Origin of the sequence: Clostridium omnivorum (assembly GCF_026012015.1) — a bacterium.
Taxonomy (GTDB): Bacteria; Bacillota; Clostridia; order Clostridiales; family Clostridiaceae; genus Clostridium_AX; species Clostridium_AX omnivorum.
Genome location: NZ_BRXR01000001.1, coordinates 3,678,497 through 3,697,901, shown reverse-complemented (window position 1 = coordinate 3,697,901; position 19,405 = coordinate 3,678,497). Strand labels below are relative to the sequence as shown.

Sequence of the window (19,405 nt, the reverse complement as noted above, 5' to 3'; positions counted from 1 at the left end):
ATATGACTTAAATTATACTCCTAGCTAATAATGCGCTGAATTAAATCCTCATAATAGCATTTATTTCTAAGCATCTCAATTTCATATTTATATGGAGGCTTCTTATTCCCTTCATTATCAGCTACATATGGAGTTTCAAGAATCTTAGGTATATCTTTAAGTGCTTCATGATTTGCCACATAACATAGTGCATCAAAGCCTATATATCCTGAACCAATAATCTCATGCCTGTCTTTCCTACTTCCACATGGGTTCTTGCTGTCGTTAAGGTGAATTACTTTAAGTCTATCAAGCCCTACAATTTTATCAAACTCGTTAAGCACTCCATCAAAATTATTTACCACATCATAACCTGCATCATGAATATGACAAGTATCCATACATACACTTAATTTTTCATTATAAATGACTCCATCAATAATCTTAGCTATTTGTTCAAAGTTTCTACCACATTCTGAACCTTTTCCAGCCATAGTTTCTAGGGCAATTTGTATGCTCTGCTCCTTTGTAATTACTTCATTAAGCCCCTTTATTATCTGCTGCAGCCCCTTCTCGTCTCCAGCACCAACATGTGCCCCCGGGTGAAGTACTATGTTTTTTGCCTTTTTAATAGCTGAGGTTCTTTTTATTTCTTCTCTTAAAAAGTTAACAGCAAGCTCAAAGGTTTCAGGCTTTTCACTGTTACCTAGATTTATAATATATGGAGCATGAACCACAATTTCTTCAATTCCATTTTTATTCATATATTCAATAGCTTCATCTATTCTCAAATCTTCTATTGGTTTTCTAACAGTATTTTGCGGTGCTCCTGTATATATCATAAATGTATTAGCTCCATAAGAAAGTGCTTCTTCCACTGAACCAAGCATCATTTTTTTCCCACTCATTGAAACATGGGAACCTATTTTTAACATATAACCACCTCATATAATCATAATGTAATAATCTTTATCACTTAATATTTTATATTATTATAACACAACAATAATAAATAAAGAATACTATGTTTACATTTACTTTTGCCTTTGTATTTTGATAGAATATATTATACTAGTTTTGCAATATGTTTCTAGAAGTGCATTTAAAAGTTAAAATATTAAAGCTGAGGAGGCGTTAAAATGAGATATCCTTTACCTTTACAAAAAAACGATACGATTGGAACTACTGCCCCTTCTATGGGGGTATCAGATAATCTAATTGAAGTTCTTGATGGTGCTATAATAAATCTTAACCAGTTGGGGTTTAAAATTAAAGAAACAGCCTCTGTTAGAAAAATATTTAAAGCAGTAAGTGCATCACCAAGGCAAAGAGCCAAAGAATTCATGTCATTATATTTTGATGACGAAGTAAAAGCTATTATTCCAGCAAGGGGCGGAGAATTTCTAATGGACATGCTGCCTTATCTGGTTTATGAGAAAATAAAAAGTAGTAAACCTAAGTGGATTTTAGGATTTTCCGACATTAGCACCTTATTGTTTACACTAACTTTGAAATGTGATTTGGCTGGGGCTCACGGTCCTTTATTGATTCATTTTGATGGTAATCCTATAGATGAAACTACAGTTAATGCCTTAAACATTTTGCAGAGTGAAAATATAATTCGTCAAGAGAGTATAGGGTGCTTAGGTGAGGATTTTTCTGAATTTATAGAGTATAATCCAGATGTAGAAAAGTTTTCAAAATATGGCCAGTGGATACTTTTAGGAGATGAAGACGAATGCAATTTTAACGGAAGATTAATCGGTGGTGGTTTAGATACCCTCCGCTCACTAATCGGCACTCCTTTTGCTCCAGTTAGGGAATTTATAAGCAAATATTATGAAGATGGTTTTATTTGGTACTTGGAGAGCTGCAGCATGAACGCAGGTGATATTTATAAAACTCTATGGCAGATGAAAATGAATGGATGGTTCGAAAATTGTAAAGGAGTTTTATATGGCAGACCGGATGGCTATTCAGATTTTGATGATTTTACATTGCCCGATGCTTTAAAGAATACATTTTCTGAATTTAATGTTCCAATTATATATAATGTGGATTTAGGCCATATACCTCCACAACTAACTTTAATAAATGGCGCAGTAGCTGAAGTTCAATATAAAAACTCAAGAGGTATAATAATTCAAAAATTTATTTAACCTATGAAATAGAATAAAATGAGGTGATTTAATTGAACATTAACAACTTTAAAAGTAAAATAAATAATATGTTAAAGGATTCCTATGGAGTAGATAAGCTTACAGAATTTCTATTTATTTTTGGATTATTATTATCATTTTCTAGATATACTTTTCCTTTAGGGACTGTATTTGTTGTTTATGGAATCTTTAGAATTCTTTCTAAAAATAAGAATAAGAGATATCAGGAATTAGCAGTATTTAACAACTTTACTTTAAAGTTAAAACAAAAGTTTTATTCAAATAAAGCTTCTGTAGAGCAGCGTAAAAACTATAAAATATTTAAATGTCCAAATTGTTCTCAAAAGCTTAGAGTTCCTAGAAAACAAGGAAAAGTAACTATTACCTGTAAAAAATGTGGCAATGAATTCAAAGGAAAATCATAATTTATTTGTAGGTTTACAATGATAAATAGTAGTTACTGACCTATAAGAAAGGCGGGATAATCAATGAGTAATGGTAGAATAAAAAAATTAAATCCACTAGCTGAGACAAAATTTTTAAGTCTTTACGATGCAGTTTATAATAATAAAAAGGGAAATGAAAAGCATTGGGTTATTGCCTCAAGAAAAAATTATACTACTCTTTCTGAACAGTTTTTTCAAGGTAAAGAGGAAGGTATTGATGCTGTAATTCTTGCTGCTTTACATAAGGAAACTAATTGTCTTGTTTTAATAAGGCAGTTTAGAATCCCTCTTAATGATTATGTTTATGAACTTCCAGCAGGGCTTATTGATAATAATGAAAGTATAGAAATAGCTGTAAGAAGGGAACTTATGGAGGAAACAGGACTTTCACTTTTAGATATTAATTATGATAAAAGTGCAAAAAAGGTTTATGCTTCGGCTGGAATGACAGATGAATGCGCCTCAATAGTTTACTGTACCTGTGAAGGTGTACTTTCTGATAAATATCTTGAAGACGATGAAGATATAGAAGCGACCTTAGTAACTAAACAAAAGGCAAAAGAATTGCTTAAGCAGGATGTGAAAATGGATATGAGAGCTTATTTAGTTTTACAAAGCTTCGCCAACTTTGGAGCTGATATATTTTAATAAAAAACAAACTATATGCTATTAATTAGCATATAGTTTGTTTTTATATACAAATAAATGTTATAATAAGGTATAAATCGGTAAAAATGTTGGGGGTAAACATTAATGATAAAAATATGTAAAGTAAATCCTATTATTTTAAAAACAAATGAATTAGAAAATTTGTTTTTAACCAATAAAAAAATAGTTAATAAATATGGTCATTTAGATAATTTAAACACCATTAATAGGTATAAAGATTTATTTTTAGCATCCTTTATTGAAAATGATAATGAACTTTTTATAGTTGAAAATAGTTCTATAATATTAGGAATAATAACCTTCACTAAATCTTCTGATTGGAACGGAAAAGATCGATATAAATTAACCATATCCTTATGTGGTTCAATAATTGATGAATCTATACTAAATCCAATAAATCAATTAATTCAAAATAAATTAGATAAGTATGGGGAGATTGCAGTAGTCTCCTATAATAATGAATTAGATGAATTAATTAAAAAATATGTTAACAAGGTAAATTTAAGATGTAATTATTACACTTTGAAAAAAGCAGATATAGATATAAATTTACTTAATAAATACATAAAAGAATATGAAGTAATAAATAAAGATCTTTCTATTAAATTCACTGATTCTATTTCTGAAGAGTATATAGAACAATATTGTGAATTGTTTACGGAAACTATGAAAGATATGACTGATGTAAAGGAAAATGGCTATGAACAATATATTATAACCCCTGAAAAGCAAAGACAAATTAATAACTCTTTTATTCTAAGAAATATTAGCCATTATTGCTATATGATATTCAATCCTAGAAATGAAATGGTAGCAAAATCCAATGTTTCTGTTAATAATACTGACCCTCGTTTTCCTTACCAATTTATGATTGGAGTTAAAAGAGGTTATAGAGGAAGAAATTTAGGGAAATGGCTATATGCGTCTATGTATAAAAGATTATTTGAAAATGTTGATTTTGAACAAGTCCTTGTAAGTCATCATCCCGAAAATAAACCTGCTATTAATATTAGTGAATGGATCGGATATAAGTTTAGCTATTTAGAAACCACACATACTTTATACAAATAAAAAAAGGTGGCACTTATCTTAAAGGATAAGTGCCTTTTTCTATAATAACTTCTAATTCTATTACACTATCATCATTTTCAGTTATAGTCACTTCATTAGATTCATATTCCGATTTGTCCGTGCGATTAAATTTATATATTTTTTCAATTACAACCTCTATAATATTCCCTCCTTACACTCGGAAAACAGTGCAACTTATCCGTGCTGGTTTCCGCCAGCGAGTTGCGCATTAAATGGCACTAAATCCATTAACCTCCATAGCATTATTAAAAAGGTATATTAAATTTATTAAAAAACCAGCAATCATCATATATACGGTTTTTAAAATAATCCTCACGCTGCTTAAAGGTGTCACTATTAATTATTTTATTCATTATTTCATTATAATTGGGATAATCCTTCATCATAATTACAAGTTTATCAACTCTACTTTGATTGAAGTGACTGTATACCATTCGAAGTCTATTGTAATGATATTCTGTGGAATCTACCTCATATGGCTGTACTTTTCTAAATTTATGCCCAACTCGAGCGAAAGGATTTACATAAATTTTATAACCAAAGAGCCACAGCTTAATTGATAACTCCACGTCTTCATATCCCCAACTTCTAAATCCATTATCGAAGCCTCCAACAGAATCAAAAACATCTCTTTTGATAGCCATACATCCTCCAGGTGCCAAAGGAATTTCAACCATATCTTTAGGCCTTTTCATCCAGTAAACCTGAAATTTATCATCAAAGGTTTGGCCATAACCTATTGGGCTATTGGGATTGAAATCACTAATACCAGGACAAACTAAACTAACCTCCTCGTTATTTAGTGAATTAAGCAATACCTTAAGCCAATTATTTTTCATAGTAATATGAGCATCACAAAACACTAAAACCTCTGCGTTAATTGCTAGACTTGCTCCCAAATTTCTTGCTCTAGCAGCACCTATACCCTGAGTTCGTACTAACTTTACATTTAGATACCTATTTGGCTGACTCTTTATGAAATTGCAGCAACCATCGTTTGAATTATCATCTATAACTATTATCTTTGCTAATTCTCTAGCCTCTGTTTGATACATAAAATCTAAAGTTTGCTTCATATATATGCCTTCATTTTTACAAGGGATAATAATACAAGTTTTACTATCTACCATATCCTTCATAGTCTTATTCCTTCAGTTCATAATTTCTTGTTTTTTTATATTTCAGGCTCTCGTGTACATTTTATAGGATCATTATCTAAATCTATGTTAGTACCATTTATATAAAAAATCTTTAGTATAATTTTATCACCAGGATATACAGGACCTAAAAGGAATTGTCCACAGTCATCTGCAATAGCATGACCTATTGGTTCTAGTTCAGAAGTAGTTTCAGCATTCAAAGAAGGACGTTTTAATCTAAAAAATTTTATTACTGCACAAGGTGCAGGTGTTCCATCTGGAAATCGTACAGTTCCTAGTATTACTTTTCTATGTTCAGGCTGAAGAAAAAAATCCATTTCAAGTTGGTCTGTACCCGTTTTTTCATTTTCCACAGGAACATTAATAACAAATCTATTTATTTGGTAATCCACTAAATATTCTTCCTTTAATATTGCTTTCCTTATCAATTTATGATGTTTCAATTCTTTGTGTTACAAGTAAAACTTATAATACTCAGTAATATATCTATAAGCCTCCCCTCTTTTTATTTGTGGCTTTGAAATAGCTTTTTTTAATACAATATTTTCAAAGGCAAAAATAACATCATTAAACCCAAACTTTGCCCTCATAAAAGCTGTACTTGAATATCGAGGGTTGATTTCAAAAATAATGGGTGCTCCATCGTCCTGTTTTCTAAGCTGTATATTTATAGAGCCCGAAAGTTTTATTTTTTTTGCAACTTCAATGCACAACTCTTTTATTTCCTTATTAGAAACAACTTTTACCTCATCGCTCATTCCATCCTTCAAGGTTCTTTCAAGGGTAATAACATATATTTCATCAGTAAAAGCATCTTTGTATACTGCATTTGTATATTCAATACCAGGTATATATTCCTGCAGCATATAAGTACAATCTAAATCTGCTATATTCCTAAATTCATTTATATCTCTAATTACATGAAGATGCTTTGAACCACAATCAACTGTTTTTTTAACAATAAACGGATAATTAAAATTCTTTAGCAGCTCCTCCTCTTTAATCAATTTGTCATACAATATGGATTTAGGATAAGGAAATTCATTATCTTTTAAAAATTCCATAGTTTTATACTTATCTCTACACATATTAATTACCTCTATGGGAGGTATAGCAATACGAGTTCTTATTTCCTTAGAGAGCATATGAAAGTTATCACAAATATATAAAAGTTCTTGTTCACTACATACATAAACTATATCAATTGAGTTTTGCAAAATTAAATTACTTATAAAATCTATATAACCACTGTTTTCAGCCTTAGGAATGATTAAAAACTCGTCACAAAATATAGGGTATGGCACATAGTTTAAGCAGTCTGTACCCAAGATTTTTATATTATAAGCTGAGTACTTTAATGACTTACATACTGCCTTTCCTAAATCGCCACCAATGGATGTAACCAAAACTTTATATTGTAGCAAACCAACCTCTCCTTTCATAATATAAATATCTAAATCTCAATTGCTTAATACTACAATATATGTAACTTCATAAACATAATGTGCATAAACTATTGTTATAAATTGCCTCAGAACAGGAGGGATTTCTTTGATTCTAACAGCGCATCAGCCTGCCTATTTACCCTGGCTAGGCTTTTTTCACAAAATTATACTGAGCGACACTTATGTAATACTTGATGAAGTCCAATTTGAGAAAAGCAGTTTCATTAACAGAAATAAGATAAAAACCCCAGAAGGCTACCAGTGGCTTACTGTGCCCGTATCCATGTCTGGATACAGAACTAAAAGCATTTTAGAAATGGAGATAAATAACTCTGAAAATTGGAATTTAAAGCATTGGAATGGCTTATATAGAAACTATAAAAAAACTCCTTTTTTCCATTTATATTCAGATTTTTTTGAAGCAGCTTATAAGAGAAAATGGACTAATCTTACAGATTTTTTAATTTACACAATGGAGTTTTTTTTAAAAGAGCTCCATGTTGAAACTAAAGTCATTAAGCAAAGTCATCTTCATACAAAAGAAAAAAAGCAGGACCTGATAATTGAAATTTGTAAAAAGCTTAATGCTGATAAATTTGTCTTTGGTGCTCTTGGAAGGAACTATGCTCAGGAGCAAACCTTTAAAAGCAATGGAATTCAAATATATTTTCAAGATTATCAGCATCCAGTCTATAAACAGCAGTGGGGTGAATTTATGCCCTATATGTCTATAGTGGATTTATTGTTTAACCTAGGTCCTGAAAAAGCTTTAGAGATTATCATGAAAGATAACCTTGATAAAAAAACATTAGAAAACCTTTTAAATAACAAATTGCTCTAAGGCAGTAACTTGCGGATTGGAATCCACATGAACAAGTTACCCAGTGTTTCCTGTGAAAGGAGAAATGTATTATGAATAAAATATTAGTAGTTGCTGCCCATCCTGACGATGAAATATTAGGCTGTGGCGGCACTATAAAGCGATTAATTAAAGAAGGAAATGAATGCTATGCATTGATACTATCCGACGGAACTACTTCTAGATATGATAGTCAGTCAAAGCAGGTAGAAGAAAATATAAAAACTAGACTTGAGGATAGTATTGCAGCTAGTAAAATTATAGGATATAAAGAAACACTTTTTTGCAATTTTAAGGATAACAGCTTTGACAATGTGGATTTACTTTCTATAGTAAAGACCATTGAAAAATACATTTCACTTATAGAACCATCCATTATATTTACACATCACTATGGAGATTTAAATATTGATCATCAAATAGTTTTTAAGGCAGTTCAAACTTCTACAAGACCCATGATTGATTGCCCTGTAAAGGAACTATACTGCTTTGAAACCTTATCTGCCAGTGAATGGAATTTTGTAGGTGGTGACAAATTTGTACCCAATTATTTTGTTAATATTGAAAATACGCTAGCTGATAAGCTTTCAGCAATGAAATGTTATAACTCTGAGCTAAGAAAATACCCACATCCCCGTTCCACGGAAGGTATAGAGACAAGTGCCAGGAGATGGGGAACTGTAGTCGGCTGCAATTTTGCAGAAGCTTTTGAACTTATAAGAAAAGTAGTTTAGTAATAGTAAAACCATAGGCTTCCTATGGTTTTACATTGTTTTATATTAAAATGTTATCTTTTATGACCAATAAGCTGGAAATTAAAACTAATATCTGAACTAGCTTCATTAGCTTGATGAATCTCTACTGCTATTACATTGATACCATCTCTGAGATATTCAGCATCAATAATTATCTTTTCATAAGTCACCTCATCAGCACCATTTATAGCCTTTGATGCTAAGGTTTTATAACCAATAGTTCCTGATGGCATATTGGTTCTATATACCTCTTTGCCATTTAGATATACTACAGCACCATCATCCCTTTGAATATTAATAGTTAATTTTTTATAATGATATGCATTATTTATAGTAAAGCTCTTTCTAAAATAAGTTGTAATATACTTTTTATGAACATTATTGCCATAGCTTACTACAGTTGCCTCTCCACCGTCTCCATATCCAAGTTCTGCAGGTCCTTTTTTCCAAGCAGTGTCATTAAAGGATCTTTTCCTCCATTGCTCCCCTTGATTAGAACCATCATCCAAGTACCTCCATTTAGCATTATAGGGTATTAGAATGTCCTTTGATAATTTTGCAGTGCTATCACTAGAATATGGTGACATTGTACAGGAATCTATAAGCTTATTTTCAATATCATAAGCTTTAAGTGTAACATGATTATCATTAATATCAACAACAGCATAGTTGAATACTGCTATTGGCCCTACTTCAACATTTCTTATGTCCTTATTAGATGAACTCAATGAAGTACCAGCCCCACCGGTTATAATATGATAGATATGATTTTTTAGTTCTAAACTGCCTCCACTTTCCAAATTACTATCTATCATACGGCGACTATAACTGTGTTCATGTCCAACAAATACCCCTGTCACATTATAGCTATCAATAATTTTCCACAATTTATTTCGTTCCTCTTCATTTGCATCTAAACTCTCTTTATAATGATGTCCTGTAGGGAATGCTGGGACATGAAACATTATAAAATTATATTTTAACTGGCTGCTCTTTAAAACCTTCTTAAGCCATTTTCGCTGATCTTCGCCAATAATATAATTACCTTTTGAATCTGTGCGATTTGAATTTAATACAATAAAACGAGTGTTTTTATAGTCTATATAGTAAACTGTTCTCTTGTGGCCTTCCAGCTGTTCACTGGGAAGGTGTGAGAATGCATTGCTAAAAGCTGATTCACTGTCATCGTGGTTGCCTAATGCAGTACAAAACGTATTAATAGGATAATACTCTTCCACAAGCTTTTTCCACTTTTCTAACTGCTCATTTACCTTACTGCCACCGTAAACCATATCTCCTACAAAAAATATATATTTAGGCTGTGGTGACAGCTTCTTAATATTAGACAAAAGCTTACGGAGTATATCTGAATTAATTTCGGCAACTGAGCTGCTGGAATCACCCATAACAACTATGCGAAAGGACTTTTCCATTTATACCCCCTCCAATAGAAATTGATTTTTTAAAAATTCTTCTGTTTTTAAAATTCCTTCAACTAAGGTTACCTTAGGTTTCCATCCTATAAGTTCATAAGCATAGGAATCATCGCAAAGAAGCTTCTTAATTTCACTTTGAGGATGAATATGAGGCACATATTTTATATTATCTTCTCCACCAGCAATTAACTTAGCTAATTCGCTTATCGATATATCAAAACCTGTCCCGGCATTTATTACTTTACCATTTGTCTTTACACTATAACCTGCTTCTACAACAAAATCTGCACAATCTTTTACATATAAAAAGTCTCTTGTCTGCCTTCCACTACCATATATAGAAAGAGGCTCTCTTTTAAGCTTATTATTAATAAAGATTGAAATAACGCCGCCTTCACTGTCCCGTTTTTGATATGGCCCATAAGTATTGAAGGGCCTAAGCACCGTTACAGGTAGTCCATAAGCATAGTAATAAGATAATGCTAACTGTTCCCCTGCTAATTTTGAAGCTGCATAAGGTGATGCTGGACATGTGGAATGACCTTCTGAAATACCACCTATTTCACCCGCTGCATCATAAACCATGCATGTACTCATATATACCATCTTTGTATTGTTTAATTTACAATGCTCTAATACATTAAAGGTTCCCATCACATCATTTTCAAAAGTAACCTTTGGCTTATCAATACTTTCTTGTACATTTATAAAGGCTGCCAAATGGTAGCATATATCAAATTTATTTTTAAAAATATTTTCTAAATCTGCGCTGTTTGTTATATCACCCTTCACAAAGGATATAGAAGGATATTTAAGAAGTAGCGCTTCTATATTTTTAGTAGAGCTATTTGAAAGATCATCTAATATCCAAACAAAGTGATTGTCCTCTGCAAGTCGTTTCACTATCCATCTTCCAATAAAGCCAGCTCCACCAGTAACTAGAATGTTCATAAACTCCCTCCTTGCATTTATAATGTGAATTAAACATAATAAACGCGTTTTCTAAAACAAAAGTTTATTTTTTAAGAGAAAATTAAGCAATTCTGTTTTTGTAAGATGGGTACTAGCGTTAGATGAAATTTCTCTTTTAACCAATTTTCCATTATAAATATTGTTCATATTTACCCTTTCACTTTGAAGGGTTGGCAATATGCAATAATAATCATTAAACTCTATAGTTCTTTCAGCTTCATGCACTGTTATAAGTTCTTCATATAATTTTTCTGAAGGCTGTTTTTCAGTTATTCTTATACTTATGGACTTTGGATCTTTACCATATACAGGAGCTAAATATTCTATTAAAACTTCTGCTAGGTCCATAATACGAATACTAGGCATTTTTTTAATGAAGATTTCTCCACATTTTCCTACTTCTCCGCTTTTTATCATAAGTTCCACTGACTGCTCAATTGTACATATAAATCTTGTCATATCTGAATGCGTAACAGTAACATAATCAAGGTTCTCAATTTGATTTCTAAATAAATCCAGCACGCAGCCTCTTGAACCTAATACATTTCCAAAGCGTACAGTTGTATAAATTGTATTACATCCCTTAATAAAATTGGCATAAGTCATAAGCCTTTCTGCGTATAGTTTTCCTATCCCCATTGCAGTTGTAGGATTAGCTGCCTTATCACTGCTAGTAAATATAACTTTTTCAACTCCATTAACTGCTGCAGCCTTTATAATATTTTCAGTTCCAATAACGTTAGTCTCAAAAGCTTCAAAAGGATTTTGTTCACATATTCGTACAATTTTCATAGCAGCTGTATGAAAAACCACGTCAATATTCTTAAGCCCCGAATTTATACTGTCAAAATTTCTTATATCCCCAATAATAAAACTTACTTTAGGATTTTGTCCTAAAGTATGAAGTTCTGTATCCTGCTTTTGTTCGTCTCTGCTGAATATATAAACATGCTTTACATTGTACATTAATAATTTTTCTAACAATGCTTTTCCTATTGTTCCTGTTCCACCTGTAATTAATATATTTTTATTATCAACCCACATAACCTTCTCCTCTCTCATTTGTTAATAATAAATACTATATGAAAATTACCTGTGATAAGTGACTTTTAAAGAAAATATTAAGCATAAATACACATTCCCTTTGCTTAGCCATATATTGTCAATATAAGTGTATTTTAAGTTGATCGTGAAATCATATTATGTACTGCTACCAATTAATGCTTGCCTATATTCCAAAAGAAAGGAGAAATTTAGAATGACTTTACTGTATAATAGAAAACCTGGTCTTGTAAGCATAGTAATTGCTACCTATAACTATGGTGAGTATATTATTGAAGCTCTAGAAGCAATAAAAAATCAGACATATTCTGATATAGAGCTCATTGTTATGGATGATGCTTCGGAAGATAATACTGAAACAGTTATAAATAAGTGGCATGAAAACAATAAAAACAAAATACAAAATTTTAAATATATAAAGCTCCCAAGAAACTGTGGTGCAGGCTGGGCCTATAACATTGGCTTTCATATATCCTGTGGAGAATATATTGTAATTCATGATTCAGATGATATTAGTCACCCAGAAAAAATAGCTAAGCAAGTTAAACTTCTGGAAAGTCATCCTTGTACTTCCATGGTTGGAACAGGATTTAAAACTTTTAATGATGATATTTCCAAGGCTAAGTCAGGCAGCAACTGGCTAAGCTTTAATCCAGACTCCATAGAAAATAATTATAAAAAATATTTAAGGCATTGTGTTGCATATGGTACATTAATGTTTCGAGCATCGGTTTTAGAAGAAATCATCGGCTGCTTTAAGGCTATTCCCGTTGGAAATGACATGTTTTTTGTAAATAATGTGGTAAATCATGACTTTATAATAGAAAACATAAAGGAAGATTTATTTTATGTTAGAAAGCATAAAGGCCAAATGAGTTCTCAAATAAGAAGTAAAGGAGAAATCCCTGTACTAAAAAAGAGAAAGATAATTGATAACTTAGTGAGCATTGTACTTCCTGTAAAGAATTGCTCAAATACAGTTTCAGATGCCTTAGAAAGTATAGCAGCTCAGACCTACCCTAACATTGAGCTTATTATAGTAGATGATGCTTCTACAGATAACGCAGAAGAATTTATTAAAAGCTGGTATGAGAAATACAAGAAAAAAACAAGATCCAAAACACAAATTGAGCTTATATATTTCAAGCTACCTTCTGAATCCTGCTCTCCCTGGACCTACAACATTGGCTGTTATTTATCAAGAGGTGAATTTATAGCATTTCATAATGCACATGGAAAAAGCCATGCTAAGCGTATAGAAAATCAAGTAACCTTTCTAAAAAACTACTTTATGTATAGTGCAGTAGGAACTAATTATTTTCCTGAGGATATATTAGTAAAGTACGATGAAAATATTGAGTATTCCTATATTGCCGAGTATATGCCCTGTGTAAATGTTCATACTTTAATGGTTAGATATGAAGTTATTCATAAAACAGCAGGTCTTAATAACTCTATACAAGGAGCATCAGACTTTGAATTTATATATAGGCTGCTAAACAATGGATATAGGGTACAAAATCTTAAAGACGTTCTATACTTTGAACAAGGGAGTTGAGCTTATGGATCCATTAGTTAGTATAATTATGCCAGTTTATAACTGTGATGCCTATGTAGATGAAAGTATAAGAAGCATATTGCAGCAGACATATACTAATTGGGAATTAATCATTATAAATGATGGTTCTGAAGATAAAACTTTTGATAAAATTACTAATTTTAAGGATTCTCGTATTAAGTTAATAAATATGAAAATTCACAAAGGTCTTTCATCTGCTTTTTCTGAAGGGTATAAGCTGGCTAAAGGGGATTATATACTAAGACATGACGGAGATGATATTAGCGCTTCTAAAAGACTGGAGCTTCAAGTTTCCTACCTTGAAAACAAACCCAAAGCAGCTATGGTATCCTGCCTTATTTCGTGCTTTACCCTAGAGCCGATTTTTCGTTCTGACTGTATATTTATTGAAAGAATTCAAAACAGCTATGTACATTATGACCAGATAGAAAAAGCCATTTTAGGTGGCTTTATTCCAATCCTCTTTCCAACTCTTATGATTCGAAAATCAGCTTATGATGAAATCTACATTGAAAATAAAAATCTCAGCTTTGATGACCAAACAACTGTATTATTAAAACTTATAGAGCTATGTCCTGTAGAAAAAATAGATAATATACTTTATCATTACAGAAGGCATCCAACTGCTTACCACATAATTAACAGAAAAGATTATGAACAAGATACCTCAAGATTACTTAAAAATACATCAGTAAAAAATCAGCTTAAATACAGAGAATTTTATGGCGACTTAAGTTCTTCAACAAAGAATAAGTTAATAATAAATGAAAAAAGTCCAATAAGAGTATTAATGCTTGTGGATGCTTTAAACATTGGAGGAACAGAAACTCATGTACTTAACATAACAAAACAGCTAATAGAAATGGGGGTATATGTAGTAGTAGCAACCTCAGGAGGACCTATGGAGGCTATATTTAGCTCCTACGGAATTAAAATCATTAAATTCCCTTTTGATGGCGATTATATATCTAACAAGAAAAAAAATGGCATGATTAAGCAGCTGAAGGGTATTGTAGATAAAGAAAATATCAACATTATACACTGCCACTTATTTGCAAGTATGCAGCTGGCCAGCGAGCTCTATAGAAACTATCAGCTTCCTTATGTAGTCACTATTCATGGACTTTTCTATCCTAACGATATTTTATTTTCTACCTGCATAAAAGCATCTACTGTAATTGCAGTGAGTATACCTGTGAAGAATATGCTTGATAGAAAGCTAGGAAACAGGATAAAAAGTAAAATTGTAGTAATCCCTAACGGCATAAGCAGCGATATTATAAAAGGCTCAGACATTAATAGAGATATACGAAAAGAACTAGGTATTCCACAGAGTGGAAAGATTTTATGCTACTGCAGCAGATTAGACTGGAATAAAACTGATGCTGCAAGGGTGTTTTTATTCAGTTTTTCAAAGCTATTAGATAAATTTCCAAACCTTCATGCCCTTATTATTGGCGACGGAAACGGAAGAGAAAGCATTGAAAAAGAAGCTCAAATTATAAATGACATGGCTAAAGATAAAGTAGTTCATTTAGTAGGTGCAAAAGCCAATGTAATACCTTATTATCTAAAAAGCTCAGTTGTAATAGGCACTGGTAGAGTTGCATTAGAAGCAATGATATGTAAAAAACCTGTAATAGCTATTGGAAACCAGGGCTATACTGGAATAATTACAGAAAAGACTAAAGCTATTCAATGGGAGATGTATTTTGGTGACCATGCAGCACTTGAAAAACCTAATGTTTCAAAATTAGCTGATGATATAACTTTTCTAATGTCTGAAATAGAAAGGCGCAGAGTAATTGGAGAATGGGGCAAGTCATGGTGCGAAAAGAAGTTTAGCATCAGTAAAACCACTAAGGAAATTGTGCAGGCTTATAAAAATGCTTTAAATATATAATGTTTTATATTTTCTCAAGTTAATATATATAATTAGAACAGAGCTTAAATCTCTGTTTTAATTATATATTTTTTAATTTACTGAAAAATATCATACATACTTAAATGTAATCTGTAAAAAATAAATGTGCTACTAAATTTTATTGAAAAGGAGATTACATATGACTAAAAACGAAAATAAAGCAAAAAACCAAAAACAAAATAAGCCAGCAAGCAATAATAAAGGAAACAGCATGGGTATGAACACTCTTCAAACCACTGCTTCTCATAAAAATCCTGATCCAAGAACCTAAAATATTACTTTTTAGTAACATGTTCATATTAACCTTTTGAAATTACTCTCGTGATGTGTATAAGATAAAAGCTGCCAAATGGCAGCCTTTTTGTATATGATATTAATATAAATCTACAGCAATACTCTCATGAATATTTCTTTTAAACTCATTTTTTATAAGTAAAAATTGTTCTAAGTCATTTAAAAATTGATACAGCATTGCCCTATTTTCAAATTCCTCTCTAGTCTTTGGAAGTTCCATCTCTCTAAAGCTATCCCTAAGCTGCTGTAAACTTTTCAAAAGTCCTTCTGCAGTATTATACTGATGAATGGATTCTGAAAGCCTAGCAGTAAAGTCAGCTATCATCATATTTTGCGTATAGCCTATTGAGAATCTTTCAAAATGTCTTCGCATATTTTTTAAACAACTAAGCTGCTGAAGGCGCATGTCCATATACTTTGCATAATAGCTGTTGTCTGAAAAAAGTGCATTATTCAAATTGCTGTAAGCTCTTTTCCTTCCAAGCTTTAATCTTTCCTCTAGATTTGTGAATAGTTCTTCTTCCTTAATGGAAATTGCACATGCTTTTAAAGCCACTGACATATGAGATAATATGTCCTTTATTGTATTTTCTATATATTCTTGGTCTTCTTTAATCTTATTTTCAATACTAGGTATATAAAGGTTTAGTAAAAGAGCTATTCCCACACCTATTATCATTAGTCCTAGTTCATTTATAATAAGTGCCTCAGTAATATTTTTTTCTGTAAGCAAATGTGTAACTAGTACCGAATTTACTACTATTCCTTCATTCAATCTTAGTCTAGTAGTTAATGGAATAAACACTAATAAAAAAAGTCCAAAGGTTAAAGTATTGTAGCCCAATAAACTAAATAGAACTGATGATAAAAATAAAGCAAGCACACATGCTCCCATTCTCTGAATAGCAAAATTTACAGATTGTTTTTTAGTACTCTGTAAACTAAGTATAGTTATAATCCCTGCTGCAGCTGCATATTTTAAACCTAAAGCCATTGCTATGGTCATTGCTGCAGCCGCGCCTATTCCTGTTTTTAATGTTCTATAACCTATAAAGTTCATATACCACCTCTTAGCTTGCATTCTTTATTGCTACTTAACTAATATTTTAAAATAAATTGTATCATAACAAGCTAATCAATTCTATATGCTATTGAGCATTTCTGCCTTTTCACCTATTGAATATATATAGAGTCTATGAAGGGGTCTCGTCATTGCAATATATAAAAGCTTCACATCTAATTCTTTAGTAGTATATTGCTCTTTATTAGCATTCGCTACAACAACCACATCAAATTCTAAACCTTTTACTAAATAAGACGGTATTAATACTACTCCACCTGAATACTCCTTTTCTTTCCCAGTAATTATGTGAATATCAAATCCCAGTCTTTTTAAATGCTCCTTAATTTTCTTACATTCCTCTAAAGTTTTGCAAATTATTGCCGCTGATTTGAAACCTTCTTTATTAATTCTTGTAATATTTTCCGCTATACTTTCACACATTTCCTTCATATCATTCCTTATAGTAACTTTAACCTCATCTCCATGCCTAATAACCGGCTTTGCTTCTTGAAATGCAGCATTATTTAAGAACTTAATAACAGAGTTTGCAGCGTTCATAATCTCAATTGTAGTCCTGTAGCTTTGCTCTAGTGTAAGAAAGTCGTAATTGTCTTCTCCAAAAATATTCTCAGCTGCTTCCTTCCAGTTATTTATTCCTCTATAGGAGTATATTCCCTGGCACAGGTCACCAAGTATAGAAAAAGAATTTCCTCCAATAATCCTTTTTAAAATGAATAGTTGAAACAAGCTATAGTCTTGAGCTTCATCAATAACAACATGTCTTACCTCAATTTTTTCATCTAGTCCATATATAGAGTGCTTTATATACATAAGTGGCGCTAAGTCTTCCACTTCAACAATATTATTTTCAAGAATTGCAAGTGTTTCCGTTGCTACTTGCCTTAATAATTCTTCATCAATAATTCCCTTTGCAAGGTCACAGAATAATCCATCATCACTAAATAAACTTTTATAGTGCTCCATTGGAGTCATAGTGGTGCATTTTGATATATATTCTTTAACTATTGTTTTTGAATCTTCTCTTATTTTTTTAAGATGGGCATCTCTCTTTTCTGTTAGTTCAATGATTGCCTTTCTCCTCTCTGGGCAATCATCCATTTTTTCTCTCACTTCATCAATTTTTCTATCATATTTTTTCTCAACTTCTTCGAGAATAGGAGCCTTTTTATATTTCACTTTATTTACTAATGTCTTTTTTATTTCTAAAATTCTCTGTGTCATTGGCAGGCTGCAATATTCACTCATAAAAAGAGCTTTTATCTCTTCATAAGTCAACAGCACATAGGTGTCTAATTTAAAATCTTCCTCTGGTATGAACATTTCTTGAACCTTTTCAAGGTATCTATCTATAACTGCTTTAAATTCTAAAGAAGACTTAAATGTGGAAATTCTTTTAATAAGGTTGCTATAATAACTTTTATCCCTACTGCTAATGAAAGATGCTAATTTATCATTTGGACTCATAATCTTATACTTTTTCCCTATTATATTTATAGCAAAATCTTCAAAGGTAGTCTGGAGTACGTTTTCTACTCCTAGGTCAGGAAGCACTTCAGAGATGTAACTTAAGAAAAAAGTATTTGGAGCTATTATCATAAAATTCTTTGGTTTTAAGTTTTTTCCGTAATTATATAAAAGATATGCAATTCTATGAAGAGCTATTGTGGTTTTCCCCCCTCCTGCAGCTCCCTGAACAATTAGAGGCTTCCACATATCTGCCCTTATTACCTTGTTTTGTTCCGCCTGAATTGTGGATACAATGTCCTTTAGTCTATTGTCTTTACTAGAACCAAGGGCTGCTTGAAGAAAATCATCATTAGTGGTTATATCTATATCATATATCTCCTTTAGTTCCGCCTGTTCTATACCATATTGTCTTTTAAGCCTTATATCACCACATATTTTGCCCTCTAAACTTTCAAAGCTTGCCTCTCCAAGTCTTCCTTCATAATAAAGAGTTGCTATAGGTGCACGCCAATCTATTATAATAGTTTCTTGATCCTTGTTTCTAAGTAATGACATTTTTCCTATATACAGCTTTTGAATGTTACTAGTTCCCTGTTCCAAGAAATCCACTCTTGCAAAGTAAGGCTTTATTAGACTCTTATCTATATCCTTTAGCTTTTGGTTTAGAGATTCTTTTAGTACCTTGTTTATTACCAGCTCATTAAATTGCTCTGCATTATCTGAATTATAATGCTTCATACCATAGTCTACATCTTTATCTACTCTTGATTTTTCCTTTTCTACATTTTCATTATAGCCTCTAAGATAATCAAGAGTATAATTAAGCCTTTGAAGCTCCTCACTATAATCAGGATGATTTAATATGGACATTGTATCCCTCCTCTTCTTTTCGTATAAATTTACTATTCAATAATATGCTAACTATTTTTGCCAGCTAGTATATTTTATAGTAAAGTATACAAAAAACAAAACATGCTATAAGAGAAATTAAAGTGTCCCTATATCCACTTAAATATAAAATTG

18 protein-coding genes are annotated in these 19,405 nt (G+C 31.5%); 9 read left to right on the top strand and 9 right to left on the bottom strand.

The window, feature by feature from the left end; translation table 11 throughout:
* Positions 1–20 precede the first annotated feature (20 nt).
* Positions 21–914, bottom strand: a complete 894-nt coding sequence (locus bsdE14_RS17485) for a deoxyribonuclease IV (RefSeq protein WP_264851288.1) — start codon at positions 912–914, stop codon at positions 21–23.
* Between the two features lie 204 nt (positions 915–1,118).
* Here bsdE14_RS17485 and bsdE14_RS17480 point away from each other — a divergent pair, with 204 nt between their 5' ends.
* From bsdE14_RS17480 to bsdE14_RS17465, 4 genes are all read left to right on the top strand, one after another.
* Positions 1,119–2,138: a S66 family peptidase gene (locus tag bsdE14_RS17480; protein ID WP_264851287.1), complete on the top strand. Its 1,020-nt coding sequence runs from the start codon at positions 1,119–1,121 to the stop codon at positions 2,136–2,138.
* Positions 2,139–2,170: 32 nt separating this feature from the next.
* Positions 2,171–2,563, top strand: a complete 393-nt coding sequence (locus bsdE14_RS17475) for a hypothetical protein (protein ID WP_309298126.1) — start codon at positions 2,171–2,173, stop codon at positions 2,561–2,563.
* Positions 2,564–2,626: 63 nt separating this feature from the next.
* The gene (locus tag bsdE14_RS17470) at positions 2,627–3,232 is read left to right on the top strand and encodes an NUDIX hydrolase (RefSeq protein ID WP_264851286.1); all 606 of its coding nucleotides are present in this window, start codon (positions 2,627–2,629) and stop codon (positions 3,230–3,232) included.
* 105 nt (positions 3,233–3,337) lie between these two features.
* Positions 3,338–4,324, top strand: a complete 987-nt coding sequence (locus tag bsdE14_RS17465; protein ID WP_264851285.1) for a GNAT family N-acetyltransferase — start codon at positions 3,338–3,340, stop codon at positions 4,322–4,324.
* Between the two features lie 266 nt (positions 4,325–4,590).
* Here bsdE14_RS17465 and bsdE14_RS17460 read toward each other — a convergent pair whose 3' ends face one another.
* From bsdE14_RS17460 to bsdE14_RS17450, 3 genes are read right to left on the bottom strand one after another with little or no spacing between them, the layout of a single operon-like run.
* Positions 4,591–5,484, bottom strand: a complete 894-nt coding sequence (locus tag bsdE14_RS17460) for a glycosyltransferase (protein WP_264851284.1) — start codon at positions 5,482–5,484, stop codon at positions 4,591–4,593.
* Positions 5,485–5,519: 35 nt separating this feature from the next.
* Complete coding sequence (locus tag bsdE14_RS17455) at positions 5,520–5,897, bottom strand: hypothetical protein (protein ID WP_264851283.1); 378 nt, start codon at positions 5,895–5,897, stop codon at positions 5,520–5,522.
* 60 nt (positions 5,898–5,957) lie between these two features.
* Entirely contained in the window at positions 5,958–6,929 is a 972-nt protein-coding gene (locus bsdE14_RS17450) for an ATP-grasp domain-containing protein (RefSeq protein ID WP_264851282.1), read from the bottom strand.
* Positions 6,930–7,056: 127 nt separating this feature from the next.
* Here bsdE14_RS17450 and bsdE14_RS17445 point away from each other — a divergent pair, with 127 nt between their 5' ends.
* Together bsdE14_RS17445 and bsdE14_RS17440 are read left to right on the top strand one after the other, a co-directional pair.
* The gene (locus tag bsdE14_RS17445; protein ID WP_264851281.1) at positions 7,057–7,791 is read left to right on the top strand and encodes a WbqC family protein; all 735 of its coding nucleotides are present in this window, start codon (positions 7,057–7,059) and stop codon (positions 7,789–7,791) included.
* A 71-nt stretch (positions 7,792–7,862) separates the two neighbouring features.
* Positions 7,863–8,543 (top strand): PIG-L deacetylase family protein, encoded by a 681-nt coding sequence (locus tag bsdE14_RS17440; RefSeq protein WP_264851280.1) that lies wholly within the window; start codon positions 7,863–7,865, stop codon positions 8,541–8,543.
* 53 nt (positions 8,544–8,596) lie between these two features.
* Here the strand turns inward: bsdE14_RS17440 and bsdE14_RS17435 are convergent, their stop codons facing one another.
* Genes bsdE14_RS17435 through bsdE14_RS17425 form a run of 3 tightly spaced genes read right to left on the bottom strand, consistent with a single transcriptional unit; the run spans position 8,597 to position 12,016 of the window.
* On the bottom strand, positions 8,597–9,997 hold the full coding sequence (locus bsdE14_RS17435) for a metallophosphoesterase family protein (protein WP_264851279.1): 1,401 nt from the start codon (positions 9,995–9,997) through the stop codon (positions 8,597–8,599).
* Positions 9,998–10,951, bottom strand: coding sequence for a dTDP-glucose 4,6-dehydratase (locus bsdE14_RS17430; protein WP_264851278.1), 954 nt, complete (start codon positions 10,949–10,951; stop codon positions 9,998–10,000).
* A 51-nt stretch (positions 10,952–11,002) separates the two neighbouring features.
* Positions 11,003–12,016, bottom strand: a complete 1,014-nt coding sequence (locus bsdE14_RS17425; protein ID WP_264851277.1) for an SDR family NAD(P)-dependent oxidoreductase — start codon at positions 12,014–12,016, stop codon at positions 11,003–11,005.
* A 214-nt stretch (positions 12,017–12,230) separates the two neighbouring features.
* Here bsdE14_RS17425 and bsdE14_RS17420 point away from each other — a divergent pair, with 214 nt between their 5' ends.
* From bsdE14_RS17420 to bsdE14_RS17410, 3 genes are all read left to right on the top strand, one after another.
* Complete coding sequence (locus bsdE14_RS17420) at positions 12,231–13,592, top strand: glycosyltransferase family 2 protein (protein WP_264851276.1); 1,362 nt, start codon at positions 12,231–12,233, stop codon at positions 13,590–13,592.
* A gap of 4 nt (positions 13,593–13,596) precedes the next feature.
* Positions 13,597–15,516, top strand: a complete 1,920-nt coding sequence (locus bsdE14_RS17415; RefSeq protein WP_264851275.1) for a glycosyltransferase — start codon at positions 13,597–13,599, stop codon at positions 15,514–15,516.
* A 160-nt stretch (positions 15,517–15,676) separates the two neighbouring features.
* Positions 15,677–15,808: a hypothetical protein gene (locus bsdE14_RS17410; protein WP_264851274.1), complete on the top strand. Its 132-nt coding sequence runs from the start codon at positions 15,677–15,679 to the stop codon at positions 15,806–15,808.
* A gap of 102 nt (positions 15,809–15,910) precedes the next feature.
* Here the strand turns inward: bsdE14_RS17410 and bsdE14_RS17405 are convergent, their stop codons facing one another.
* Both bsdE14_RS17405 and helD read right to left on the bottom strand, forming a co-directional pair.
* The gene (locus bsdE14_RS17405; protein ID WP_264851273.1) at positions 15,911–16,891 is read right to left on the bottom strand and encodes an aromatic acid exporter family protein; all 981 of its coding nucleotides are present in this window, start codon (positions 16,889–16,891) and stop codon (positions 15,911–15,913) included.
* A gap of 81 nt (positions 16,892–16,972) precedes the next feature.
* Positions 16,973–19,252 (bottom strand): RNA polymerase recycling motor HelD, encoded by a 2,280-nt coding sequence (gene helD / locus bsdE14_RS17400; RefSeq protein WP_264851272.1) that lies wholly within the window; start codon positions 19,250–19,252, stop codon positions 16,973–16,975.
* Between the last annotated feature and the right edge of the window lie 153 nt (positions 19,253–19,405).